Origin of the sequence: Streptomyces sp. NPDC008313 (assembly GCF_042956125.1) — a bacterium.
Lineage (GTDB): Bacteria > Actinomycetota > Actinomycetes > Streptomycetales > Streptomycetaceae > Streptomyces.
Genome location: NZ_JBIBFR010000036.1, coordinates 1 through 18923, shown reverse-complemented (window position 1 = coordinate 18923; position 18923 = coordinate 1). Strand labels below are relative to the sequence as shown.

Here is an 18923-nt window from a genome sequence, read left to right as displayed (position 1 = left end):
GCGTCCGGCCCCCGGTCAGCCGTTCTCCGCCTGGAACATCCAGTGGTGCTTCTCCAGGTCGGCCGTGATCTGGATGAAGATGTCCTGGCTCACCGGGTCCGCGTCGCCCGTGGCGTTCACCCGCTCCCGCATCCGCGCGATCACCGCGCCGAGGGCGTCCACCAGGGTGCCCACCGCCTCGGTGTCCCTGACCCAGCCCTCGGCGGCGGGGGCGATGCCGCTGCTGCCGGCCACGGTCGCGGCCCGCCCGTCGGGCGAGACACCCAGGGTGGAGGCGCGCTCCGCCACGGTGTCCGAGTGCTGACGGGCGGAGGCCACCACGTCGTCGAGCTGGAGATGGACGGAGCGGAAGCGCGGCCCGACCACGTTCCAGTGGATCTGCTTGGCGACGAGGGAGAGGTCGACCAGGTCGACCAGCGCGCCCTGGAGCGCCCCGGACACGATCTTCAGGTCGGCGTCGGGCAGCGGGCTCTTCACGACGGACATCCGGTTCTCCCAGGTCTGGCGGCGAGGTCTGCGACAGGCGATGCCATCCACCATGACATTCACCACATGAGACGCAAATCGGGCACGGGGTGAGAGCGGCAGGCCGCGGTCCACACGCCCGCAGCGGGCGCGGCGGGCGCAGGGGAAAAAGAAGCCCCGGTCGGGGTCCCCGTGTTCCGGGGACCCCGACCGGGGCTTCACATGCCTTGCACCGCTGCGCGCGGCGTCATACGCCGGCCATCAGGCGGCGACGACGTCCACCGCCTCGGCAGGTGCCTTGATCGTGACCCGTTCCGGTGGCACACCGGTCACCGATACGGAATTGAGCATCGGGCGGCGCACCGGAGCGGGCACCGAATCGGTGGCCGCTGCCGACTGGGCCAGCTCCGCGAGCGCGAGCTCGTCGCTCACCTCTCGCATGAGCTCGGACATCCGTACGTCCAGCGCGTCGCAGATCGCGGAGAGCAGTTCGGAGGACGCCTCCTTCTGCCCCCGCTCCACCTCGGAGAGATAGCCGAGCGAAACTCGGGCGGACGAGGAGACTTCGCGCAGAGTACGGCCCTGGCGCTGGCGCTGCCGACGCAGCACGTCACCCAGCAGGCGACGGAGCAGAATCATCGGTGGCTCCCTCCTCGGACCGCGTAGCCGCATCCTTCACGCCCCACCGTACCGCCTCGCGCCGCGGCCGTGCGGGGAGCGATGTCGTGTTCACTCTGGGCTGCAAACATCAAGTCCCCCCGTTCTGTTCCGTATCCTGTGCCCGCTCGTTTCCGGTCCGTTCTCCCTCGAGCTCCTCCAGGAGCAGCGCGAGTACGCTCCGTACACTCTCCATACGGATTTCCGCCCGGACGCCGTTCAACCGCAGTGAGGCCACTTTCCCGCCATCGACCGCGCCGTCGGCGGGCCCGGGCGGCCCCGCGACGGCAACGAAAACCGTGCCCACCGGCTGCCCGTCCTGCGGGTCGGGCCCGGCGACACCCGTGGTCGCGATGCCCCAGTCGGCACCCAGCGCCTTCCGCACTCCGGCCGCCATCTGGGCCGCGACCTGCGGATCCACCGCCCCGTGCTCGGCCAGCAGGGTGGCGTCGACGCCGAGCACCCGGTGCTTCAGTTCGGTGGCGTAGGCGGTGACGGAGCCCCTCAGCGCCTTGGACGCCCCCGGCACCGCGGTCAGTTCCGCGGCCACCAGGCCGCCGGTCAGCGACTCGGCGACAGCGAGCGTCTCGCCCCTGACCGTCAGTAGTCGCAGCACGTCGGCGGCCACGGAACTCACCGCTCCGCCTCCTCGGCGGCGGCTCGGCGCGCGGCGATCCCGCTGCGGCGCAGCACAATGGCCTGTCTTACGTAGTCCAGCCCGGTCACCACCGTCAGCGTGACCGCCACGGCCATCATCCAGAACCTCAGCGTGGCCAGGGGCCCCGTCAGTGCCAGGACGTACATGCCGACGGCCGTGCCCTGGGCCAGGGTCTTCATCTTGCCGCCGCGGCTGGCCGGGATCACGCCGTAGCGGATCACCAGGAAGCGCAGCAGCGTGATCCCCAGCTCCCGTCCGAGGATGACCCCGGTCACCCACCACGGCAGATCGCCGAGGTAGGACAGGCAGACCAGCGCCGCCCCCATGATCGCCTTGTCGGCGATGGGATCGGCGATCTTCCCGAAGTCGGTGACGAGGTTGTACGTACGCGCCAGATGGCCGTCGAAGATGTCGGTGATCATGGCGACGGCGAAGGCGGCCCAGGCCCAGGCCCGCCAGGCCGGGTCGTACCCGCCGTCGGCGAGCATCAGCGCCACGAAGCCCGGCACGAGCACGAGCCGGAGCATGGTGAGAAGGTTCGCGACGTTCCACACGCTCGCCTGGTTCACGGCAGCCGCTCCCAGCTTCCCGGTTCGCGCCGGCTTCACTCCTGCGGGAGCGCCGGGGGCTTGCGCCGCACCCTGCGCGCCGGCGGAGCCGCCCGCCGCGGACGCCGGGATTCCGGTCATCTGCCCGCCTCCTCAGTACATCCGAGCGAACCCGACAGAGGCTCGGCCACCAGGTCGACACCCTCCGTCCCGACCACCTTCGCCTCGACCATACGGCCGACCGTCAGGCCCTCGCTGTTCGTGAGGAGCACCTGGCCGTCCGTCTCCGGGGCCTGGTGTTCGGCGCGGCCGGTCGCGGCCCACTCCTCCTCGGCGGAGTCGACGGTCTCGACCAGCACGTGCACGGTCTCGCCCACGCGCTCCTCGGCACGCTGCGCGACCAGTTCCTCGGCGAGCCGGGAGACCCGCGCGAGCCGCGCGGCGACGACGTCCTCGTCGAGCTTGCGCTCGTACGTCGCCGCCTCCGTGCCCTCCTCGTCGGAGTACCCGAAGACGCCGATCGCATCCAGCCGCGCGCCGGTGAGGAACCGCTCCAGCTCCGCCAGGTCGTCCTCGGTCTCGCCGGGGAAACCGACGATGAAGTTGGAGCGGACGCCGGCCTGCGGGGCCTTGGCGCGGATGGTGTCCAGCAGCTCCAGGAAGCGGTCGGTGTCGCCGAAGCGGCGCATGGCGCGCAGCACGTCGGGCGCGGAGTGCTGGAAGGACAGGTCGAAGTAGGGGGCGATCTTCGGCGTCGAGGTCAGCACGTCGATGAGGCCGGGCCGCATCTCGGCGGGCTGCAGATAGCTGACCCGCACCCGCTCGATGCCGTCCACCTCGGCGAGCTCGGGCAGCAGCGTCTCCAGGAGCCTGATGTCGCCGAGGTCCTTGCCGTACGAGGTGTTGTTCTCGGAGACCAGCATGACCTCCTTGACGCCCTGCTCGGCCAGCCAGCGGGTCTCGCCGAGGACGTCGCTGGGGCGCCGGGAGATGAAGGAGCCGCGGAAGGACGGGATGGCGCAGAAGGAGCAGCGCCGGTCGCAGCCGGAGGCCAGCTTCACGGAGGCGACGGGCGAGCCGCCGAGCCGGCGGCGCAGCGGGGCGCGCGGACCGGAGTCGGGCGCCAGTCCCTCGGGGAGGTCCTCGGGGGCGCCGTGTCCCGGGAGTGCCACCTCCGAGCCCGCGTCCTGCCGCGCGGCCGGGCTGATCGGCAGCAGCTTGCGCCGGTCGCGCGGAGTGTGCGAGGCGTGGATGCCACCGTTCAGGATGGTCCGGAGGCGGTCGGAGATGTCCGCGTAGTCGTCGAAACCGAGCACTCCGTCGGCCTCGGGCAGCGCTTCGGCCAGCTCCTTGCCGTACCGCTCGGCCATGCAGCCCACCGCGACCACGGCCTGGGTCCTGCCGTGGCTTTTGAGGTCGTTGGCCTCCAGAAGGGCGTCGACGGAGTCCTTCTTGGCGGCCTCGACGAAGCCACAGGTGTTGACGACGGCGACGTCCGCTTCCTCGGCGTCCTGCACGAGGTCCCAGCCGTCCGCCTCCAAGCGGCCTGCGAGCTCCTCCGAGTCCACCTCGTTACGGGCGCAGCCAAGGGTGACGAGTGCGACGGTACGGCGTTCAGGCATGGGCTCTAGAGTACTTCGTCCGACCGATGGCCCACGTCGACGGGGTTGGCCGGCCCCGGCCTGACCGTGTTCGTCCGTGCCGCGGCAGTGCCGCCGGCCCCGCCCGCGGGCCCTCAGCCCACCTCGGGGTCGCCCTTGGTGTAGGTGAGGCGCTCGACCTGGCCGGGCTGGAACTCGTCCTTGATCTCCTTGCCGTTCACGTGGAGCCGGATGGCGCCCGCGTCGCCGAGGACGAGGTCGATCCGCTGCTTGTCCTCGAAGGTCTTGGAGTCGCCCTGCTCCAGCAGACCGTCGAACAGCAGGCGTCCGTTGTGGTCCTTGGCGGAGATCCAGCTGCGCCCCTCCGGGGCGCTGACCTGGACGGTCACCTGGTCGCGCGGGGCGGCCGCGATGGCGCTGTCGGTCGGGTCCGGTTTCGGGTCGGCGGGCTTGCTCGGGCTCGGCTCGGCGGCGGACTTGCTCGTCGTCGGCGTCGGTCCCTCGGCGGCCTGGGTCTTCGTGCCGCCCTCGTCCTCCCCGCTGACGAGGGTGAAGCCGACGAAGCCGATCACCGCGACGATCGCGGCGACCATGGCGGCGGTCCAGTTGGGCCCCCGGCGCTCCGGGCGGATCCGTTCCGCCTCGAAGAGGGGGGCGGCCGGCGTCGGTGCCGGGCGGCCGCCGTGCTCGGCGTCGTAGCGCGCGAGCAGGGGCGCCGGGTCGAGACGGACGGCTCGGGCCACGGTGCGGATGTGGCCGCGGGCGTAGACGTCTCCGCCGCACGGCGTGAAGTCGTCCCGCTCGATGGCGTGCACGATGGCGATGCGGACGCGGGTGGCGTTGCTGACGTCGTCGACGGTCAGTCCGGCCGCGATGCGCGCCTGGCGCAGGGATCGGCCGATCGAGGGGCCGTCGGCCTCATGGCCGAGACCGTGATCGCCTACGCGGTCGAGTTCGAACGGACGCTCGTCTTCGAGAGCGTGGCCGTCCGGACGCTTGTCCTCGGGAGAGTTGCCGTCAGGGGATGTACCGATGGACACGGGGGCGCCTTTCGAGCGTCTAGCCACCTGTGCTGGAGGTTCAGTCTAGGGGGGGTGCGAAAGGGTGGGGCAACCGGGCGGTACGACTTTGTACGCCATCAGAATGGCCGGTCATCCTGATGTCGGGGCATGTGACTGCCTTTCCCTCAACTTGACGTACGGCCAAGGAAAACAGTTGCCCGCCGGTTGCTTACGGGTGGGTCACGTTCGTATACCCGCATGGCCTCGCCCCACCCCTGCGGCGACGCCCTCGCGCAGCCGTGCGACGCCCACCGCCGCTCAGTCCTGCGTCTCCCCGCGGATCACCGCGAGCACCCCGTCCAGCTCGTCGGCCTTCACCAGCACGTCGCGCGCCTTGGACCCCTCGCTCGGGCCGACGATGTTGCGCGACTCCATCAGGTCCATGAGCCGGCCGGCCTTCGCGAAACCGACGCGCAGCTTGCGCTGGAGCATCGAGGTGGACCCGAACTGCGTGGAGACGACCAGCTCGGCCGCCTGGCACAGCAGGTCGAGGTCGTCACCGATGTCCTCGTCGATCTCCTTCTTCTGCTTGGTGCCCACGGTGACGTCGTCCCGGAAGACCGGCGCCATCTGGTCCTTGCAGTGCTGGACGACGAGCGCGACCTCGTCCTCGGTGACGAACGCGCCCTGCATACGGGTCGGCTTGTTCGCCCCCATCGGCAGGAAGAGGCCGTCGCCCTTGCCGATCAGCTTCTCCGCGCCGGGCTGGTCCAGGATCACGCGGCTGTCGGCGAGGGACGACGTGGCGAAGGCGAGCCGGGACGGCACATTGGCCTTGATCAGACCGGTGACGACGTCGACGGAGGGCCGTTGGGTGGCGAGCACCAGGTGGATGCCTGCGGCCCGCGCCAGCTGGGTGATCCGCACGATGGCGTCCTCGACGTCCCTCGGCGCGACCATCATGAGGTCGGCGAGCTCGTCGACGATCACCAGCAGGTACGGGTACGGGGTCAGCTCGCGCTCACTGCCCTCCGGCAGTTTGACCTTGCCGTTCCTTATGGCCGCGTTGAAGTCGTCGATGTGCCGGTAGCCGAACGCCGCGAGGTCGTCGTAGCGCAGATCCATCTCGCGTACGACCCACTGCAGCGCCTCCGCGGCACGCTTCGGGTTGGTGATGATCGGCGTGATCAGGTGCGGGATGCCCTCGTACGCGGTCAGCTCGACGCGCTTCGGGTCGACGAGCACCATGCGGACGTCCTCGGGGGTCGCGCGCACCATGACCGAGGTGATCAGGCAGTTGATGCAGGACGACTTGCCGGACCCGGTCGCGCCGGCCACCAGGATGTGCGGCATTTTGGCGAGGTTGGCCATCACGTAGCCGCCCTCCACGTCCTTGCCGAGCGCGACGAGCATGGGGTGCTCGTCCTCGGCGGCGTCCGCGAGCCGCAGCACGTCACCGAGGTTGACCATCTCCCGGTCCGTGTTGGGGATTTCGATGCCGACGGCGGACTTGCCCGGGATCGGGCTGATGATCCGCACGTCGGGGCTGGCGACGGCGTACGCGATGTTCTTGGCGAGCGCCGTGATCTTCTCGACCTTCACGGCGGGGCCGAGTTCGATCTCGTAGCGGGTCACCGTCGGGCCACGGGTGAAGCCGGTGACGGCGGCGTCGACCTTGAACTCGCTGAAGACGTTCGACAGGGAGGCGACGACCGCGTCGTTGGCCGCGCTGCGGGTCTTGCCGGGGCCGCCGCGCTCCAGGAGGTCGAGCGAGGGCAGCGAGTAGGTGATGTCACCGGAGAGCTGGAGCTGTTCGGCGCGGGCGGGCAGTTCGCGCGGGGCGTCGGGCGCCGACTTGGTCAGGTCGGGCACCGAGTCGGACTCGAACGCCGTCTGCTTCGCTCCCCTGGCGGGCGCGGCGCTCTCCGCGTTCTCCGTCCTCTGCGCGCCCTGCGTCCTCTCCGCGCCCTTCGCGCCCTTCGCGCTCCTGGACCGCGCCGCGGGTACCGGTGTCGTCTCCTCGTAGCCGTCCCGTTCGGTGCCGACGCCCTGCGTCAGGTCGGCGACCAGCGGGGAGGGCGGCATGCCGTGCAGCACCGCCCCGTCGAGGGCCGCGGCGGCCGCGGCGGCGACGTCGACGGCGTCCATCGGGCGGTTCGGGTCGGGCTGGCGCACGGCGGGCCGCCTCGGCCTGCCCCGGCGCCGGGTCAGCGCTTCGTGTTCGGCGTCACCGGGGTCGTACGGCTCGGCGGCGGGCGGGCGGCGGCGGGAGCGCGGGAGCGCCTCGCGCCACTGATCCTCGTACAGTTCGTCGTCCTCGCCGAAGGCGTCCTCGGCGAAGTCGTCCTCGCCGGTGTCGGCGACGAGGCCCAGCCTGACGCCGAGCAGGCGCAGCCGCTGCGGGATCGCGTTGACCGGGGTCGCCGTGACGACCAGCAGGCCGAAGACGGTGAGCAGCACGAGAAGGGGGACGGCGAGCATGTCACCCATCGAGTACGTCAGCGGGGTGGAGGCACCCCAGCCGATCAGTCCGCCGGCGTCCCTTATCGCCTGCATGCCCTCGCTGCGGGCGGGCGCGCCGCACGCGAGGTGGACCTGGCCGAGCACACCGATGGCCAGCGCGGACAGGCCGATCACGATGCGGCCGTTGGCCTCGGGCTTCTCGGGGTGCCGGATCAGGCGCACCGCCACGACGCCGAGCAGTATCGGGACGAGCAGGTCGAGGCGGCCGAACGCGCCGGTCACCAGCATCTCGACGAGGTCGCCGACCGGACCGCGCAGGTTCGACCAGGTGCCGGCCGCGACGATCAGGGCGAGGCCGAGCAGCAGCAGAGCGACGCCGTCCTTGCGGTGCGCCGGGTCGAGGCCCTTCGCGCCGCGCCCCACACCGCGGAACGTCGCTCCGACGGCGTGCGCGACACCGAGCCACAGCGCCCGCACGAGCCGGTACACGCCCGCGGTCGGGTTGGGTGCCGGAGGCGGCGGCGGCTTCTTCGCCGCGGCCTTCTTGGCGGGCGCCTTCCTCACAGCCGCCTTTTTCGCGGGGGCCTTCCTCGCCGGAGCCTTCTTCGGAGCAGCCGCCTTCTTCGCGGGCGGCTTCTTGGCTGCGGACTGACGTGGGGCCATGGGTGTGAGGTTACCGGTGGAGACCACCACCGACACGTGTGCCTACCGTTTCACCCGTTCGTGTCGCTCTTGCCGAGGCGTTGAATTGACGCGTCCTCACGAGCGGGGCACCGCAGGGCTCTCCGTGCGACGGGCCGGTTCCGCTGGATCAGTTCTGCGACGGCACCTGGGGCGCGCCGCCGCCCGTGCCCGGCTCGAGGGCGTCCAGCGCCCTGCGCAGGCCCGTGAGTTTGCGTTCGAGATGGGCCGCGGTCGCCACGGCGGCCGCGTCCGCCGAGTCGTCGTCGAGCTGCTTGGAGAGCGCCTCCGCCTGCTCCTCGACGGCCGCGAGCCGCGCGGAGAGTTCGGCGAGCAGACCGGCCGGCTCCTTGCTCTGGCCGAGCGTGGCCTTGTCGCCGCCCTCCAGCTGCAGCCGCAGCAGCGCGGCCTGCTCCCGGAGTTGGCAGTTCTTCATGTACAGCTCGACGAACACCGAGACCTTCGCCCGCAGCACCCACGGGTCGAACGGCTTGGAGATGTAGTCGACCGCCCCCGCCGCGTACCCGCGGAAGGTGTGGTGCGGGCCGTGGTTGATGGCGGTGAGGAAGATGATCGGGATGTCCCGGGTCCTCTCCCGTCGCTTGATGTGGGCCGCGGTCTCGAAACCGTCCATACCCGGCATCTGGACATCCAGCAGAATGACCGCGAAGTCGTCCGTCAGCAGCGCTTTGAGCGCTTCCTCCCCGGACGATGCCCGCACCAGTGTCTGATCGAGCGCAGAGAGGATCGCCTCCAGCGCCAGCAGATTCTCCGGCCGGTCATCGACCAGGAGGATCTTGGCCTTCTGCACCATGGCCCGCCCTCCTCGCCCCGGCAGTGCACCGGGCGCCGCCTCAGGGGACGACTCCCTTGCGCCGCCCGTCCTTGTGCCGGTCATGGTAGCCGCACCCCGCCTGTCGCCACACCCTGTCACCGCGATGTCACTGTGCACAGAGCGGAAACGCGGCGGGAGACCAGAAGGTTCCCCGAATCGCACACTTCTACACAGCCTCCCCCATGGTCGTCGGCGGAGCGGACCCGTGGCACCGGCGTCGGCACGGCCGGCCCGGCGGACGGGCCACTGACACTCCGTAGCCGTCCGCCGCCCGCGCACCGGCCCGCGGGCCCGGCGAGCGTGGCCGTCACCGCCCGCGCATCCACTGGTCCATCACGGAGAGCAGATGATCGGGGTCGACCGGCTTGGTCACGTAGTCGGACGCTCCCGACTCGATCGCCTTCTCCCGGTCGCCCTTCATCGCCTTGGCGGTCAGAGCGATGATCGGCAGACCGGCGAACTGCGGCATCCGGCGAATCGCCGTGGTCGTCGCGTATCCGTCCATCTCCGGCATCATGATGTCCATCAGGACGACCGTCACATCGTCGTGCTGCTCCAGGACCTCGATGCCCTCGCGGCCGTTCTCGGCGTACAGCACCGACAGACCGTGCTGCTCCAGGACGCTGGTGAGCGCGAAGACGTTACGGATGTCGTCGTCGACGATCAGCACCTTCTCGCCCTCGAACCGGATGCCGCGCCGCGGCTGCGACCCCGTCTCCTGCCCGTCGGCGGACGCCCACTGTTCCTGGCCCGCCGCGGCCGGCGACTGCCCCGCGGGCACGGACCCCTGCTCCACGGCCGGTGCCGGCCGACGGCGCCGCCTGAAGAGCGCGGCGGGCCCGTTCTGCGTCTCCTGGTACGACTTCACCTCGGCCGGCGTCTCGACGCCCGGCCCGGACGGCACGGCCTCGGAGGCGAGCAGCTCACCGGGCTCCATGGCGGGCGCGAGCTGCCCGTAGCCCTGCGGGGGCAGTTCGCTCAGGTGCAGCGGCAAATACAGCGTGAACGTGGAGCCGCGCCCCGGTTCGCTCTGCGCGTGGATCTCCCCGCCGAGCAGCCGCGCGATCTCCCGGCTGATGGAGAGGCCGAGTCCGGTACCGCCGTACTTCCGGCTCGTCGTCCCGTCCGCCTGCTTGAAGGCCTCGAAGATGACCCGCATCTTGCTGGCGGCGATACCGATGCCCGTGTCGGTCACGGAGAACGCGATCAGATCGGCGTCGGCGTCCCGCAGCGATCCGGCCTCCAGGAGCTGTTCCCTGATGGCCACGGGCACGTCCGCGCCCGCCGGCCTGATCACCAGTTCCACCGCTCCCGTGTCGGTGAACTTCACCGCGTTGGACAGCAGGTTGCGCAGCACCTGCAGGAGCCGCTGCTCGTCCGTGTGCAGCGTGGCGGGCAGCTCCGGCGACACCCGTACGGAGAAGTCCAGACCCTTCTCCGCGGTCAGCGGCCGGAACGTGGCCTCCACGTAGTCGACGAGCTGGACCAGGGCGATGCGCGTCGGGGAGACGTCCATCTTCCCCGCCTCCACCTTGGACAGGTCGAGGATGTCGTTGATCAGCTGGAGCAGGTCGGAGCCCGCGCCGTGGATCGTCTCGGCGAACTCGACCTGCTTCGGGGTGAGGTTGGAGTCCGCGTTGTCGGCGAGCAGCTTGGCGAGGATCAGCAGTGAGTTGAGCGGAGTACGCAGCTCGTGCGACATGTTGGCCAGGAACTCGCTCTTGTAGCGCATGGAGACGGCGAGTTGCTCGGCGCGCTCCTCCAGGACCTGCCGCGCCTCCTCGATCTCGGTGTTCTTGACCTCGATGTCGCGGTTCTGCCGGGCCAGCAGCTCGGCCTTCTCCTCCAGTTCGGCGTTGGAGTCCTGCAGCGCCTTCTGCCGGTTCTCCAACTCCTCCGACCGCTCACGCAGTTGCTCGGTCAGCTCCTGCGACTGCTTGAGCAGCACCTCCGTCTTGGTGTTGACGGAGATGGTGTTGACGCTCGTCGCGATCATCTCGGCGATCTGGTTGAGGAAGTCCCGCTGGATCTGCGTGAACGGCGTGAACGACGCCAGCTCGATGACTCCCAGGACGGTCCCCTCGAAGAGCACGGGGAGCACGATCACCTGCGCCGGGGGCGCCTCCCCGAGCCCGGAGGAGATCTTCAGATAGCCGCTCGGCGCCTTCTCCACGAGGATCGTGCGCCGCTCCTTGGCGGCCGTCCCGATCAGCGCCTCCCCCGGCAGGAACGACGTCGGCATGGAGCCCATCGAGTACCCGTACGAACCGAGCATCCGCAGCTCGTACGCGTCCTCGTCCTCGCCGCTCGGGTCCCTGCCGTCGACCAGCGGCATCGACAGGAAGAACGCGCCGTGCTGCGCGGAGACGACCGGGGTCAGCTCGCTCATGATCAGCGAGGCCACGTCGGCGAGGTCCCGCCGGCCCTGCATGAGCGCCGAGATCCGGGCGAGATTGCCCTTCAGCCAGTCCTGCTCCTTGTTGGCGATGGTGGTGTCGCGGAGGTTGGCGATCATCTTGTTGATGTAGTCCTGAAGCTCCTGGATCTCCCCGGAGGCGTCCACGTCGATCTTCAGGTTCAGGTCGCCGCGGGTCACCGCGGTCGCCACCCGCGCGATGGCGCGCACCTGCCGGGTGAGGTTCCCGGCCATCTCGTTCACCGACTCGGTGAGGTCCCGCCAGGTGCCGTCGACGTCGCGCACCCGCGCCTGGCCGCCCAGCTGTCCCTCAGTACCCACCTCGCGGGCGACCCGGGTGACCTCCTCCGCGAAGGACGAGAGCTGGTCGACCATGGTGTTGATGGTGGTCTTGAGCTCCAGGATCTCGCCGCGCGCGTCGATGTCGATCTTCTTGGTCAGATCACCCTTGGCGATGGCCGTGGTGACCATCGCGATGTTGCGCACCTGACCGGTCAGGTTGGACGCCATCCCGTTCACGGACTCGGTCAGGTCCTTCCACGTGCCGGACACGCCGGGTACGCGCGCCTGACCGCCGAGGATGCCGTCCGTGCCCACCTCGCGGGCCACCCGCGTGACCTGGTCGGCGAACGAGCTCAGCGTCTTGACCATGGTGTTGACGGTGTCCGCGAGCTGCGCGACCTCGCCGCTCGCCTCGACCGTGACCTCCTTGGTCAGGTCGCCGTTGGCCACCGCCGTCGCGACCTGGGAGATGTTCCGCACCTGGTTGGTGAGGTTGTTCGCCATGACGTTGACGTTGTCGCTCAGGTCCTTCCAGATGCCGGTGACACCGGGCACCCGGGCCTGGCCGCCCAGGTTGCCCTCGGTGCCCACCTCGCGGGCCACCCGGGTCACCTGCTCGGCGAAGTTGGACAGCTGGTCGACCATCGTGTTGACCGTGGTGACGAGTTCGAGGATCTCTCCCCTGGCGTCGACGGTGATCTTCTTCGACAGGTCGCCCTTGGCGACCGCCGTCGTCACCTCGGCGATGTTGCGCACCTGGATGGTGAGGTTGTTCGCCATGAAGTTGACGGACTGGGTGAGGTCCTTCCAGGTCCCGGAGACCCCCTGCACCTCGGCCTGGCCGCCGAGCATGCCCTCGGTTCCCACCTCTCGGGCCACCCGCGTGACCTGCTCCGCGAAGTTCGAGAGCTGGTCGACCATGGTGTTGAGGGTGTTCTTCAGCTCCAGGATCTCGCCGCGCGCGTCCACGTCGATCTTCTGCGACAGGTCACCCCGCGCCACCGCGGTCGCCACCTGGGCGATGTTGCGCACCTGGGCGGTGAGGTTGCCGGCCATGCCGTTCACGGAGTCCGTGAGATCGCGCCACACACCGGCCACGCCGGGCACCTGCGCCTGACCGCCGAGGCGGCCCTCCGTACCCACCTCACGGGCGACCCGCGTCACCTGGTCGGCGAAGGCGGAGAGCTGGTCGACCATCGTGTTGATGGTGTTCTTCAGCTCCAGGATCTCGCCGCGCGCGTCCACGTCGATCTTCTGCGACAGGTCACCCCGCGCCACGGCCGTCGTCACCTGGGCGATCTGCCGTACCTGGGAGGTGAGATTGCCCGCCATGAAGTTGACGGAGTCGGTGAGTTCCTTCCACGTACCGGAGACGCCGTCCACGCGCGCCTGGCCGCCGAGGCGGCCCTCCGTGCCGACGTCCCGGGCCATGCGCGTCACCTGGTCGGCGAACGACGACAGCTGGTCGACCATCGTGTTCACGGTGTTCTTCAGCTGGAGCATCTCGCCGGAGACGTCCACGGTGACCTTCTGCGACAGGTCACCGTTGGCCACCGCCGTCGTCACCTGCGCGATGTTCCTCACCTGACCGGTGAGGTTGCGGAACGCGGTGTTGACGGAGTCCGTCAGGTCCTTCCAGGTACCGGCCGCGCCCGGCACCTGCGCCTGGCCACCCAGCTCACCCTCGACACCGATCTCCCGGGCCACGCGCGTGACCTCGTCACCGAAGGACGACAGCTGGTCGACCATGGTGTTGACGGTGTTCTTCAGCTCCAGCATCTCGCCGGCCACGTCGACGGTGACCTTCTGCGACAGGTCACCGTTGGCCACCGCCGTCGTCACCGCCGCGATGTCACGCACCTGGGTGGTGAGGTTGCGGAAGACCGTGTTCACCGAGTCGGTGAGGTCCTTCCACGTCCCCGCCGCCCCCGGCACGTTCGCCTGACCGCCGAGCCTGCCCTCGGCCCCGACCTCGTTGGCCACGCGTGTGACCTCGTCCGCGAACGTGCGCAGCGTCTCGGTCATCTGGTTCATCGTCTCGGCGAGCTGCGCGACCTCGCCGCGCGCCGACACGGTGACCTTCCGTGACAGGTCGCCGCTGGCGACCGCCGTGGTGACCTCGGCGATCCCCCGCACCTGCGCGGTCAGGTTGCCGGCCATCAGGTTCACCGAATCGGTGAGGTCCTTCCACACGCCGGCCACACCCGGCACCCGCGCCTGGCCGCCGAGTTCGCCCTCGGTGCCGACCTCGCGGGCGACGCGCGTCACCTCGGAGGAGAAGGACGACAGCTGGTCCACCATCGTGTTGACGGTATTCTTCAGCTCCAGCATCTCCCCGGCCACGTGCACCGTGACCTTGCGGGACAGATCGCCCTTCGCGACGGCCGTCGTCACGAGAGCGATGTCACGCACCTGCGCCGTCAGCCGGTGCGCCATGGTGTTGACGGAGTCCGTGAGGTCCTTCCACGAACCGGACATCCCGCGCACCCGGGCCTGCCCGCCCAGCTTGCCCTGCGTGCCCACCTCGCTGGCCACCCGCGTGACCTCGTCGGTGAACGTCGACAGCTGGTCGACCAGGTTGTTGACCGTCCGCCCGACCTTGAGGAACTCGCCCCGGAGCGGATGCCCGCCGCCGTCCGGCACCTGGGTGCGCAGCTCCATGCGCTGCTCCAGATCGCCCTCCGCCACCGCGGAGAGCACCCGGCCCACCTCGGAGACGGGCCGGACGAGGTCCTCGACCAGGGCGTTGGACGCGTCGATCGCCGACGCCCAGGAGCCCTCGCAGGCGCCCGTCTCCAGCCGCTCCGTGAGTTTTCCCTCACGGCCGACCACGCGCCGCACCCGCGACAGCTCACCGGTCAGATGCAGATTGCGGTCGGCGACCTCGTTGAAGACCGCCGCGATCTCGGACATCACCCCGTCGCCCGAGACCGTCAGCCGCTTGCGGAAATTGCCGTCCCGCATCGACACCAGCGCCGCCATCAACCGATTCAGGGCAGCCGTGTCCACCTCGGTCGTCCCATTGCGTGGTTTGCGCTGGTTACCGTGGGGTTGTCCGCCTTTTGCGCGCGTTTCAGTGCCCCGCGTCGCTGCGCCAGACTCCACTGTGTCCCTCCCGCAAGGGTCGACCATTACTGCTCGGCGTACTCAGGTACTGCTCTGCTACCGCTCGGTTACCACTCTGCCTGCCCGGACCTTCCTCCTAAGCCTGCCCAGTGTTTCACCATGGCTGAACCAGGCCATAACAGTTCGGCAGCTTCGCACACCGTCCGCACACCCTCGGGGGAAACACTGGCGACCGGCATCCGCATGGACGGTGAAGGTAAGTAACCTTGCATGCGGCTGTCCAGCCACCTGAAACCCGTCCGGCCTGGACGGTGGACGACCACGAGCGGGCAGGCGTCGAAGGGGCACCGCACCATGACCACCGGACTCCATCCCGGGGGGCAACCCCAGGATCCCCGGCCGACGGGGGACCGTCTGCTGCCCGAACAGCAGGGGCCGGCCGGCCATGCCCCGCACGTAGAGACAGGGAGTTCTGTGATCACCGCGCGCGCGGCCGCCAGTTTCGAGCCCGTCGGACGATCGGTCGCGACCGCCCGCTCCTTCGTCCGCGACACCCTCCAGGGCTGGGGCTGCGCCGACATCGTCGACGACGCGGTCGTCCTCACCAGCGAACTGGTCACCAACGCGGTGGTGCACGCGGGCACGGCAGCCGACGTCACCTGCCTGCGCACCGACTACGGCGTGCGCATCGAGGTCGCGGACCGGTACCCGGAGCGCGAGGTCCCGCTCCAGGGCGCGTCCGTCGACATGGGCAGCCCCGACCGCGAGGGCGGCCGGGGCCTTCAGTTGTGTGCGGCCCTGGCGCGCCGCTGGGGCGTCGAGTACACGCCCGCCCACAAGCAGGTCTGGTTCCAACTCGACCTCCCCGACCGCCCGGTGGGCACGCGCTCGGCCGGCCCGGCCCTTCCGGCCGAACTCCTCCCGCTCGCCGACACGCGCGTGCGCGTGGCGGTCGTCCAGATCGACCGCGTCGGCGCGATCACGTCCTGGAACGAGGACGCGGAGGAGCTCTTCGGGTACGCGGCCGAGCAGGTCGCCGGCAAACCCCTCACCGACCTGGCGGCCTGGCCGCACACCCCGGGTACCAGCACCGGCATCGTCGAGGCCCTCCAACTCTCCCGCTGGGAAGGCAGTTACGGCGTCCGTGACTCCGCCGGCCGCGTCGTCCCCGTGTACGCCTCGCACCTGAGGGTCCGCGACACCACCGGCGAACCCTCCACGGTCTGCCTCCTCGTGCGGGAGCACGAGCGCGCCGTCCTGCAGACCCCCACCCGGATGTCCTCCTCGGACGCCTCGGCAGGCTCCGAGGGGCAGCCCTCGGATCCCTTCGAGATCTTCATCGGATCACCGGCCCCCGACGACCTGGACGGCCTCCTCCAGCGCACGGTGGAGCGGGCCCGCGACATGCTCGACGCCGACTCCGCCTTCCTGCTCCTGGCGACCGACGACGAGACGGAGCTGGAGGTGCGCGCCTCCACCGGTCTGCCCTCCGCCCGCCAGCGTTTCGCCCGCGTCCCCGTCGAGGCCGGCCCCGGCCGCTACGGCTCGGCCCGTATGCCCGCCGTCCACGAGGACCTGACCGTCGTACCCGGCGCCGTCCCCCTGCTGAACGGGACCGGCATGCGCTCGGTCGTCACCGTGCCGCTCAAGGTCGAGGGCCGTCTCACCGGTTCGCTCGGCGTCGCCGCCGAAGGCCCCGGCAGATACTCGAACGAGGAGGCCTTGCGCCTCCAGTTCGCCGCCGACCGCATCGCCCTCGCCGTGGAGTCCGCCCGGCTGGGCGAGCTGGAGCGCCTGCGCCGCGGCTCCCTCTCCTTCCTGGTCGAGGCCTCCGACCTCCTCGCGGGCACCCTGGACCGCGACCAGACGCTGGCCCTGATGGCCCAGATGACCGTGCCGACCCTGGCCACCTGGTGCGCCGTCTACACGATCGCCGACCAGGCCTCCGAGCCGTACCTCTCGTACGTCCTGCACGAGGACGAGGAGCGGATCGACGGCCTCAAGGCCCTGCTGTCGAAGATTTCGCCGCCCGACCCGGTGCCGACCCCCGGGGCCCGGGTGTGGCAGGCGCCCGCGGAGGCCGCCCACCAGGCGGCCCTGCGCACCTCCATGCGCAGCCTCGGCCTGGGCGAACCCTCCACGGTCACCTCAGGTGTGGGCACGACCCTGTCGACGGCCTCGGCGGTCGGCGGGGAGACCGTCGTGCTGCCGCTGGTCGCCCGCAACCGCGTCATCGGGATGCTGACCCTCGGCAAGCCCACGGACGAGCACTTCCGCCAGGAGATCCTGGAACTCGCCGAGGACCTTTCCCGACGTGCCGCCCTCGCCCTGGACAACGCGCGCCTGTACTCGGAGCGCACGGCCATCAGCCAGTCCCTCCAGCGCAGCCTCCTGCCGCCGGAGCTCCCCGACGTCCCGAACGTCGAGGTTGAGGTCATCTACCGGGCGGCCGGCGAGGGCAACGAGGTGGGCGGCGACTTCTACGACCTCTTCCCGATCCGCGACGGCGCGTACGGCTTCGCGATCGGCGACGTCTGCGGTACGGGCCCGGAGGCGGCGGCGGTCACCGGCCTGGCCCGGCACGCGCTGCGTCTGCTGGCGCGCGAGGGCTTCGGCGGCCCCGCCGTCCTGGAGCGCCTCAACTCCGCGATCCTCGACGAGGGCGCCCGCAGCCGCTTCCTGACGCTGCTCTACGGCGAGCTGTGGCCGCAGGAGGACGGCTCGGCGCTGCTCAAGGTGGTCTGCGCCGGCCATCCCCTCCCGCTGCGGCTGCGCCAGGACGGCACGGTCGAGCCGGCCGCCGAACCCCAGCCGCTGCTCGGTGTCATGGACGACCTGGAGCTCTACGAGGAGACGGTGACGCTCGACCCGGGCGATGTCCTCCTGTGCGTCACGGACGGCGTCACGGAGCGCCGGGAGGGCACCCGCATGCTCGGGGACGACGGCCTCGCGGACGTCCTCACGACCTGCACGGGTCTGACGGCCGGCGCGGTCGCGGCCCGCATCATGCGCGCGGTCGAGCGTTTCGCCTCGGACGCCCCGTCGGACGACATGGCCATTCTCGCGATGCGCGTACCGGGCCTGCGCACGGACTGAACCGCGCACGGACCGGGCGGGCCGAATTCGGTCGGCACATGCGAAAGGCCCCCGCCCTGACGGGCGGAGGCCTATTCTCTGCGAGCCCCCAAACGGAATCGAACCGTTGACCTTCTCCTTACCATGGAGACGCTCTACCGACTGAGCTATAGGGGCCTGTCGCCCTTTCGAGGTTTCCCTCGCGGCAACGGAATAGAGCATACCCCGAACAGAAGCGTGCTCCCAACCCTGTTCGAGTCCTGCCCGCGCTCGACCCGCCATGCCGGCCGTTCAGGGAAAGCGCTGTTCAGAAGGCCGGCTGGAGCAGCCCTCCGAGCGCATTGCACGCGGACACGATCCGCTGCATCTCCCGTTTGTCCGAGGCCGCTCGCAGCGGCAGCGCGAGCGTCTCGTCCGCCGCCCGCTCGGTCTCGGGAAGACACACGTCCCGCCGGAATTCCGGCAGCCGGTGAACGGGGGTCTGAACCGGCACGCGGCAGTGGACTCCCCTGGCCTGTACGGCTCGTGCGAAGGCGTCACGGTCTGGCCGGCCGTTGCCCGGCACCCGTACCACGTACTGCTGATACGTGTGCCCGTCGACAGCCTCCGGTGTACGCACCCCGTTCAACCGGGCGTCCAGATAGGCGGCGCGCACCCTGCGCTGCGCGATCTCGTCGTACGGCTCCCGCGTCTCCCCGTGTTCGAGCACCAGGAGCCCGCGGCGGTCACCGACGTCCCGCAGCCGGGGCACGTCGGCCGGCCGGCCGAAGCGGTGGACGACCACGAGTGCCGCCGTCCGCGCGGTCACGACTGCCTCGACAGCAGCTGCGTCAAGGCAGTACGTCGCCGGATCGATGTCCGCGAAGACCGGTACGGCGCCGGTCAGGCTCACGGCCTGGGCGAGTTCGGCGCTTCCGAACGCCGGCACGACGACCTCGTCGCCCATCCCGACGCCTGCGGCTCTGAGCATCTCAACAGTCCCCATGTGCAGGGATGTTGGCCGCACAACGTGAACGCCAAGTGTCGGCCGACAAAAAAGGGCTGGTCCCCGAACCGAAGTTCGGGAACCAGCCCTTTTTCAAAGGTAGTTCGGCGGCGTCCTACTCTCCCACAGGGTCCCCCCTGCAGTACCATCGGCGCTGTGAGGCTTAGCTTCCGGGTTCGGAATGTAACCG

Annotated in this window: 11 protein-coding genes, 1 tRNA gene and 1 rRNA gene; 1 reads left to right on the top strand and 12 read right to left on the bottom strand. The window is 70.3% G+C overall.

Annotated features, from left to right (window positions below; translation table 11 throughout):
• Positions 1 to 15 precede the first annotated feature (15 nt).
• The 9 genes from ACFY93_RS32430 to ACFY93_RS32390 all read right to left on the bottom strand — a co-directional run bounded on the left by ACFY93_RS32430 (position 16) and on the right by ACFY93_RS32390 (position 14712).
• Complete coding sequence (locus tag ACFY93_RS32430; protein ID WP_391365519.1) at positions 16 to 486, bottom strand: ferritin-like domain-containing protein; 471 nt, start codon at positions 484 to 486, stop codon at positions 16 to 18.
• Between the two features lie 240 nt (positions 487 to 726).
• Positions 727 to 1104 (bottom strand): helix-turn-helix domain-containing protein, encoded by a 378-nt coding sequence (locus ACFY93_RS32425; RefSeq protein ID WP_391365489.1) that lies wholly within the window; start codon positions 1102 to 1104, stop codon positions 727 to 729.
• A 109-nt stretch (positions 1105 to 1213) separates the two neighbouring features.
• Complete coding sequence (locus tag ACFY93_RS32420) at positions 1214 to 1759, bottom strand: nicotinamide-nucleotide amidohydrolase family protein (protein WP_391365488.1); 546 nt, start codon at positions 1757 to 1759, stop codon at positions 1214 to 1216.
• Entirely contained in the window at positions 1756 to 2469 is a 714-nt protein-coding gene (pgsA, locus tag ACFY93_RS32415; protein WP_391365487.1) for a CDP-diacylglycerol--glycerol-3-phosphate 3-phosphatidyltransferase, read from the bottom strand. The genes ACFY93_RS32420 and pgsA overlap by 4 nt, the downstream gene beginning before the upstream one ends.
• On the bottom strand, positions 2466 to 3950 hold the full coding sequence (rimO, locus tag ACFY93_RS32410) for a 30S ribosomal protein S12 methylthiotransferase RimO (protein ID WP_391365486.1): 1485 nt from the start codon (positions 3948 to 3950) through the stop codon (positions 2466 to 2468). The genes pgsA and rimO overlap by 4 nt, the downstream gene beginning before the upstream one ends.
• 113 nt (positions 3951 to 4063) lie before the next feature.
• Complete coding sequence (locus tag ACFY93_RS32405; protein WP_391365485.1) at positions 4064 to 4969, bottom strand: RodZ domain-containing protein; 906 nt, start codon at positions 4967 to 4969, stop codon at positions 4064 to 4066.
• A 279-nt stretch (positions 4970 to 5248) separates the two neighbouring features.
• Positions 5249 to 8092 (bottom strand): DNA translocase FtsK, encoded by a 2844-nt coding sequence (locus ACFY93_RS32400; protein ID WP_391365484.1) that lies wholly within the window; start codon positions 8090 to 8092, stop codon positions 5249 to 5251.
• 112 nt (positions 8093 to 8204) lie between these two features.
• Positions 8205 to 8888, bottom strand: coding sequence for a response regulator (locus ACFY93_RS32395; RefSeq protein WP_391365483.1), 684 nt, complete (start codon positions 8886 to 8888; stop codon positions 8205 to 8207).
• 328 nt (positions 8889 to 9216) lie between these two features.
• The gene (locus tag ACFY93_RS32390; protein ID WP_391365482.1) at positions 9217 to 14712 is read right to left on the bottom strand and encodes a HAMP domain-containing protein; all 5496 of its coding nucleotides are present in this window, start codon (positions 14710 to 14712) and stop codon (positions 9217 to 9219) included.
• Positions 14713 to 15027: 315 nt separating this feature from the next.
• On the opposite strand from ACFY93_RS32390, the gene ACFY93_RS32385 reads away from it, so the two are divergent.
• The gene (locus ACFY93_RS32385; protein WP_391365481.1) at positions 15028 to 17769 is read left to right on the top strand and encodes a SpoIIE family protein phosphatase; all 2742 of its coding nucleotides are present in this window, start codon (positions 15028 to 15030) and stop codon (positions 17767 to 17769) included.
• A gap of 83 nt (positions 17770 to 17852) precedes the next feature.
• Here the strand turns inward: ACFY93_RS32385 and ACFY93_RS32380 are convergent.
• The 3 genes from ACFY93_RS32380 to rrf form a co-directional block, all read right to left on the bottom strand.
• Positions 17853 to 17925 (bottom strand) — tRNA-Thr (locus tag ACFY93_RS32380).
• A 130-nt stretch (positions 17926 to 18055) separates the two neighbouring features.
• The gene (locus ACFY93_RS32375) at positions 18056 to 18718 is read right to left on the bottom strand and encodes a DegT/DnrJ/EryC1/StrS family aminotransferase (protein WP_391365518.1); all 663 of its coding nucleotides are present in this window, start codon (positions 18716 to 18718) and stop codon (positions 18056 to 18058) included.
• Positions 18719 to 18835: 117 nt separating this feature from the next.
• Positions 18836 to 18923, bottom strand: a 5S ribosomal RNA gene (gene rrf / locus ACFY93_RS32370); the annotation flags it as partial.

What these genes read in the sequence shown, in the direction of transcription:
- pgsA (WP_391365487.1), bottom strand. Translation starts at nt 2,469, where the DNA reads ATGACCGGAATCCCGGCGTCCGCGGCGGGCGGCTCCGCCGGCGCGCAG.
- ACFY93_RS32375 (WP_391365518.1), bottom strand. Translation starts at nt 18,718, where the DNA reads ATGCTCAGAGCCGCAGGCGTCGGGATGGGCGACGAGGTCGTCGTGCCG.
- ACFY93_RS32395 (WP_391365483.1), bottom strand. Translation starts at nt 8,888, where the DNA reads ATGGTGCAGAAGGCCAAGATCCTCCTGGTCGATGACCGGCCGGAGAAT.
- ACFY93_RS32425 (WP_391365489.1), bottom strand. Translation starts at nt 1,104, where the DNA reads ATGATTCTGCTCCGTCGCCTGCTGGGTGACGTGCTGCGTCGGCAGCGC.
- ACFY93_RS32430 (WP_391365519.1), bottom strand. Translation starts at nt 486, where the DNA reads ATGTCCGTCGTGAAGAGCCCGCTGCCCGACGCCGACCTGAAGATCGTG.
- rimO (WP_391365486.1), bottom strand. Translation starts at nt 3,950, where the DNA reads ATGCCTGAACGCCGTACCGTCGCACTCGTCACCCTTGGCTGCGCCCGT.
- ACFY93_RS32385 (WP_391365481.1), top strand. Translation starts at nt 15,028, where the DNA reads ATGACCACCGGACTCCATCCCGGGGGGCAACCCCAGGATCCCCGGCCG.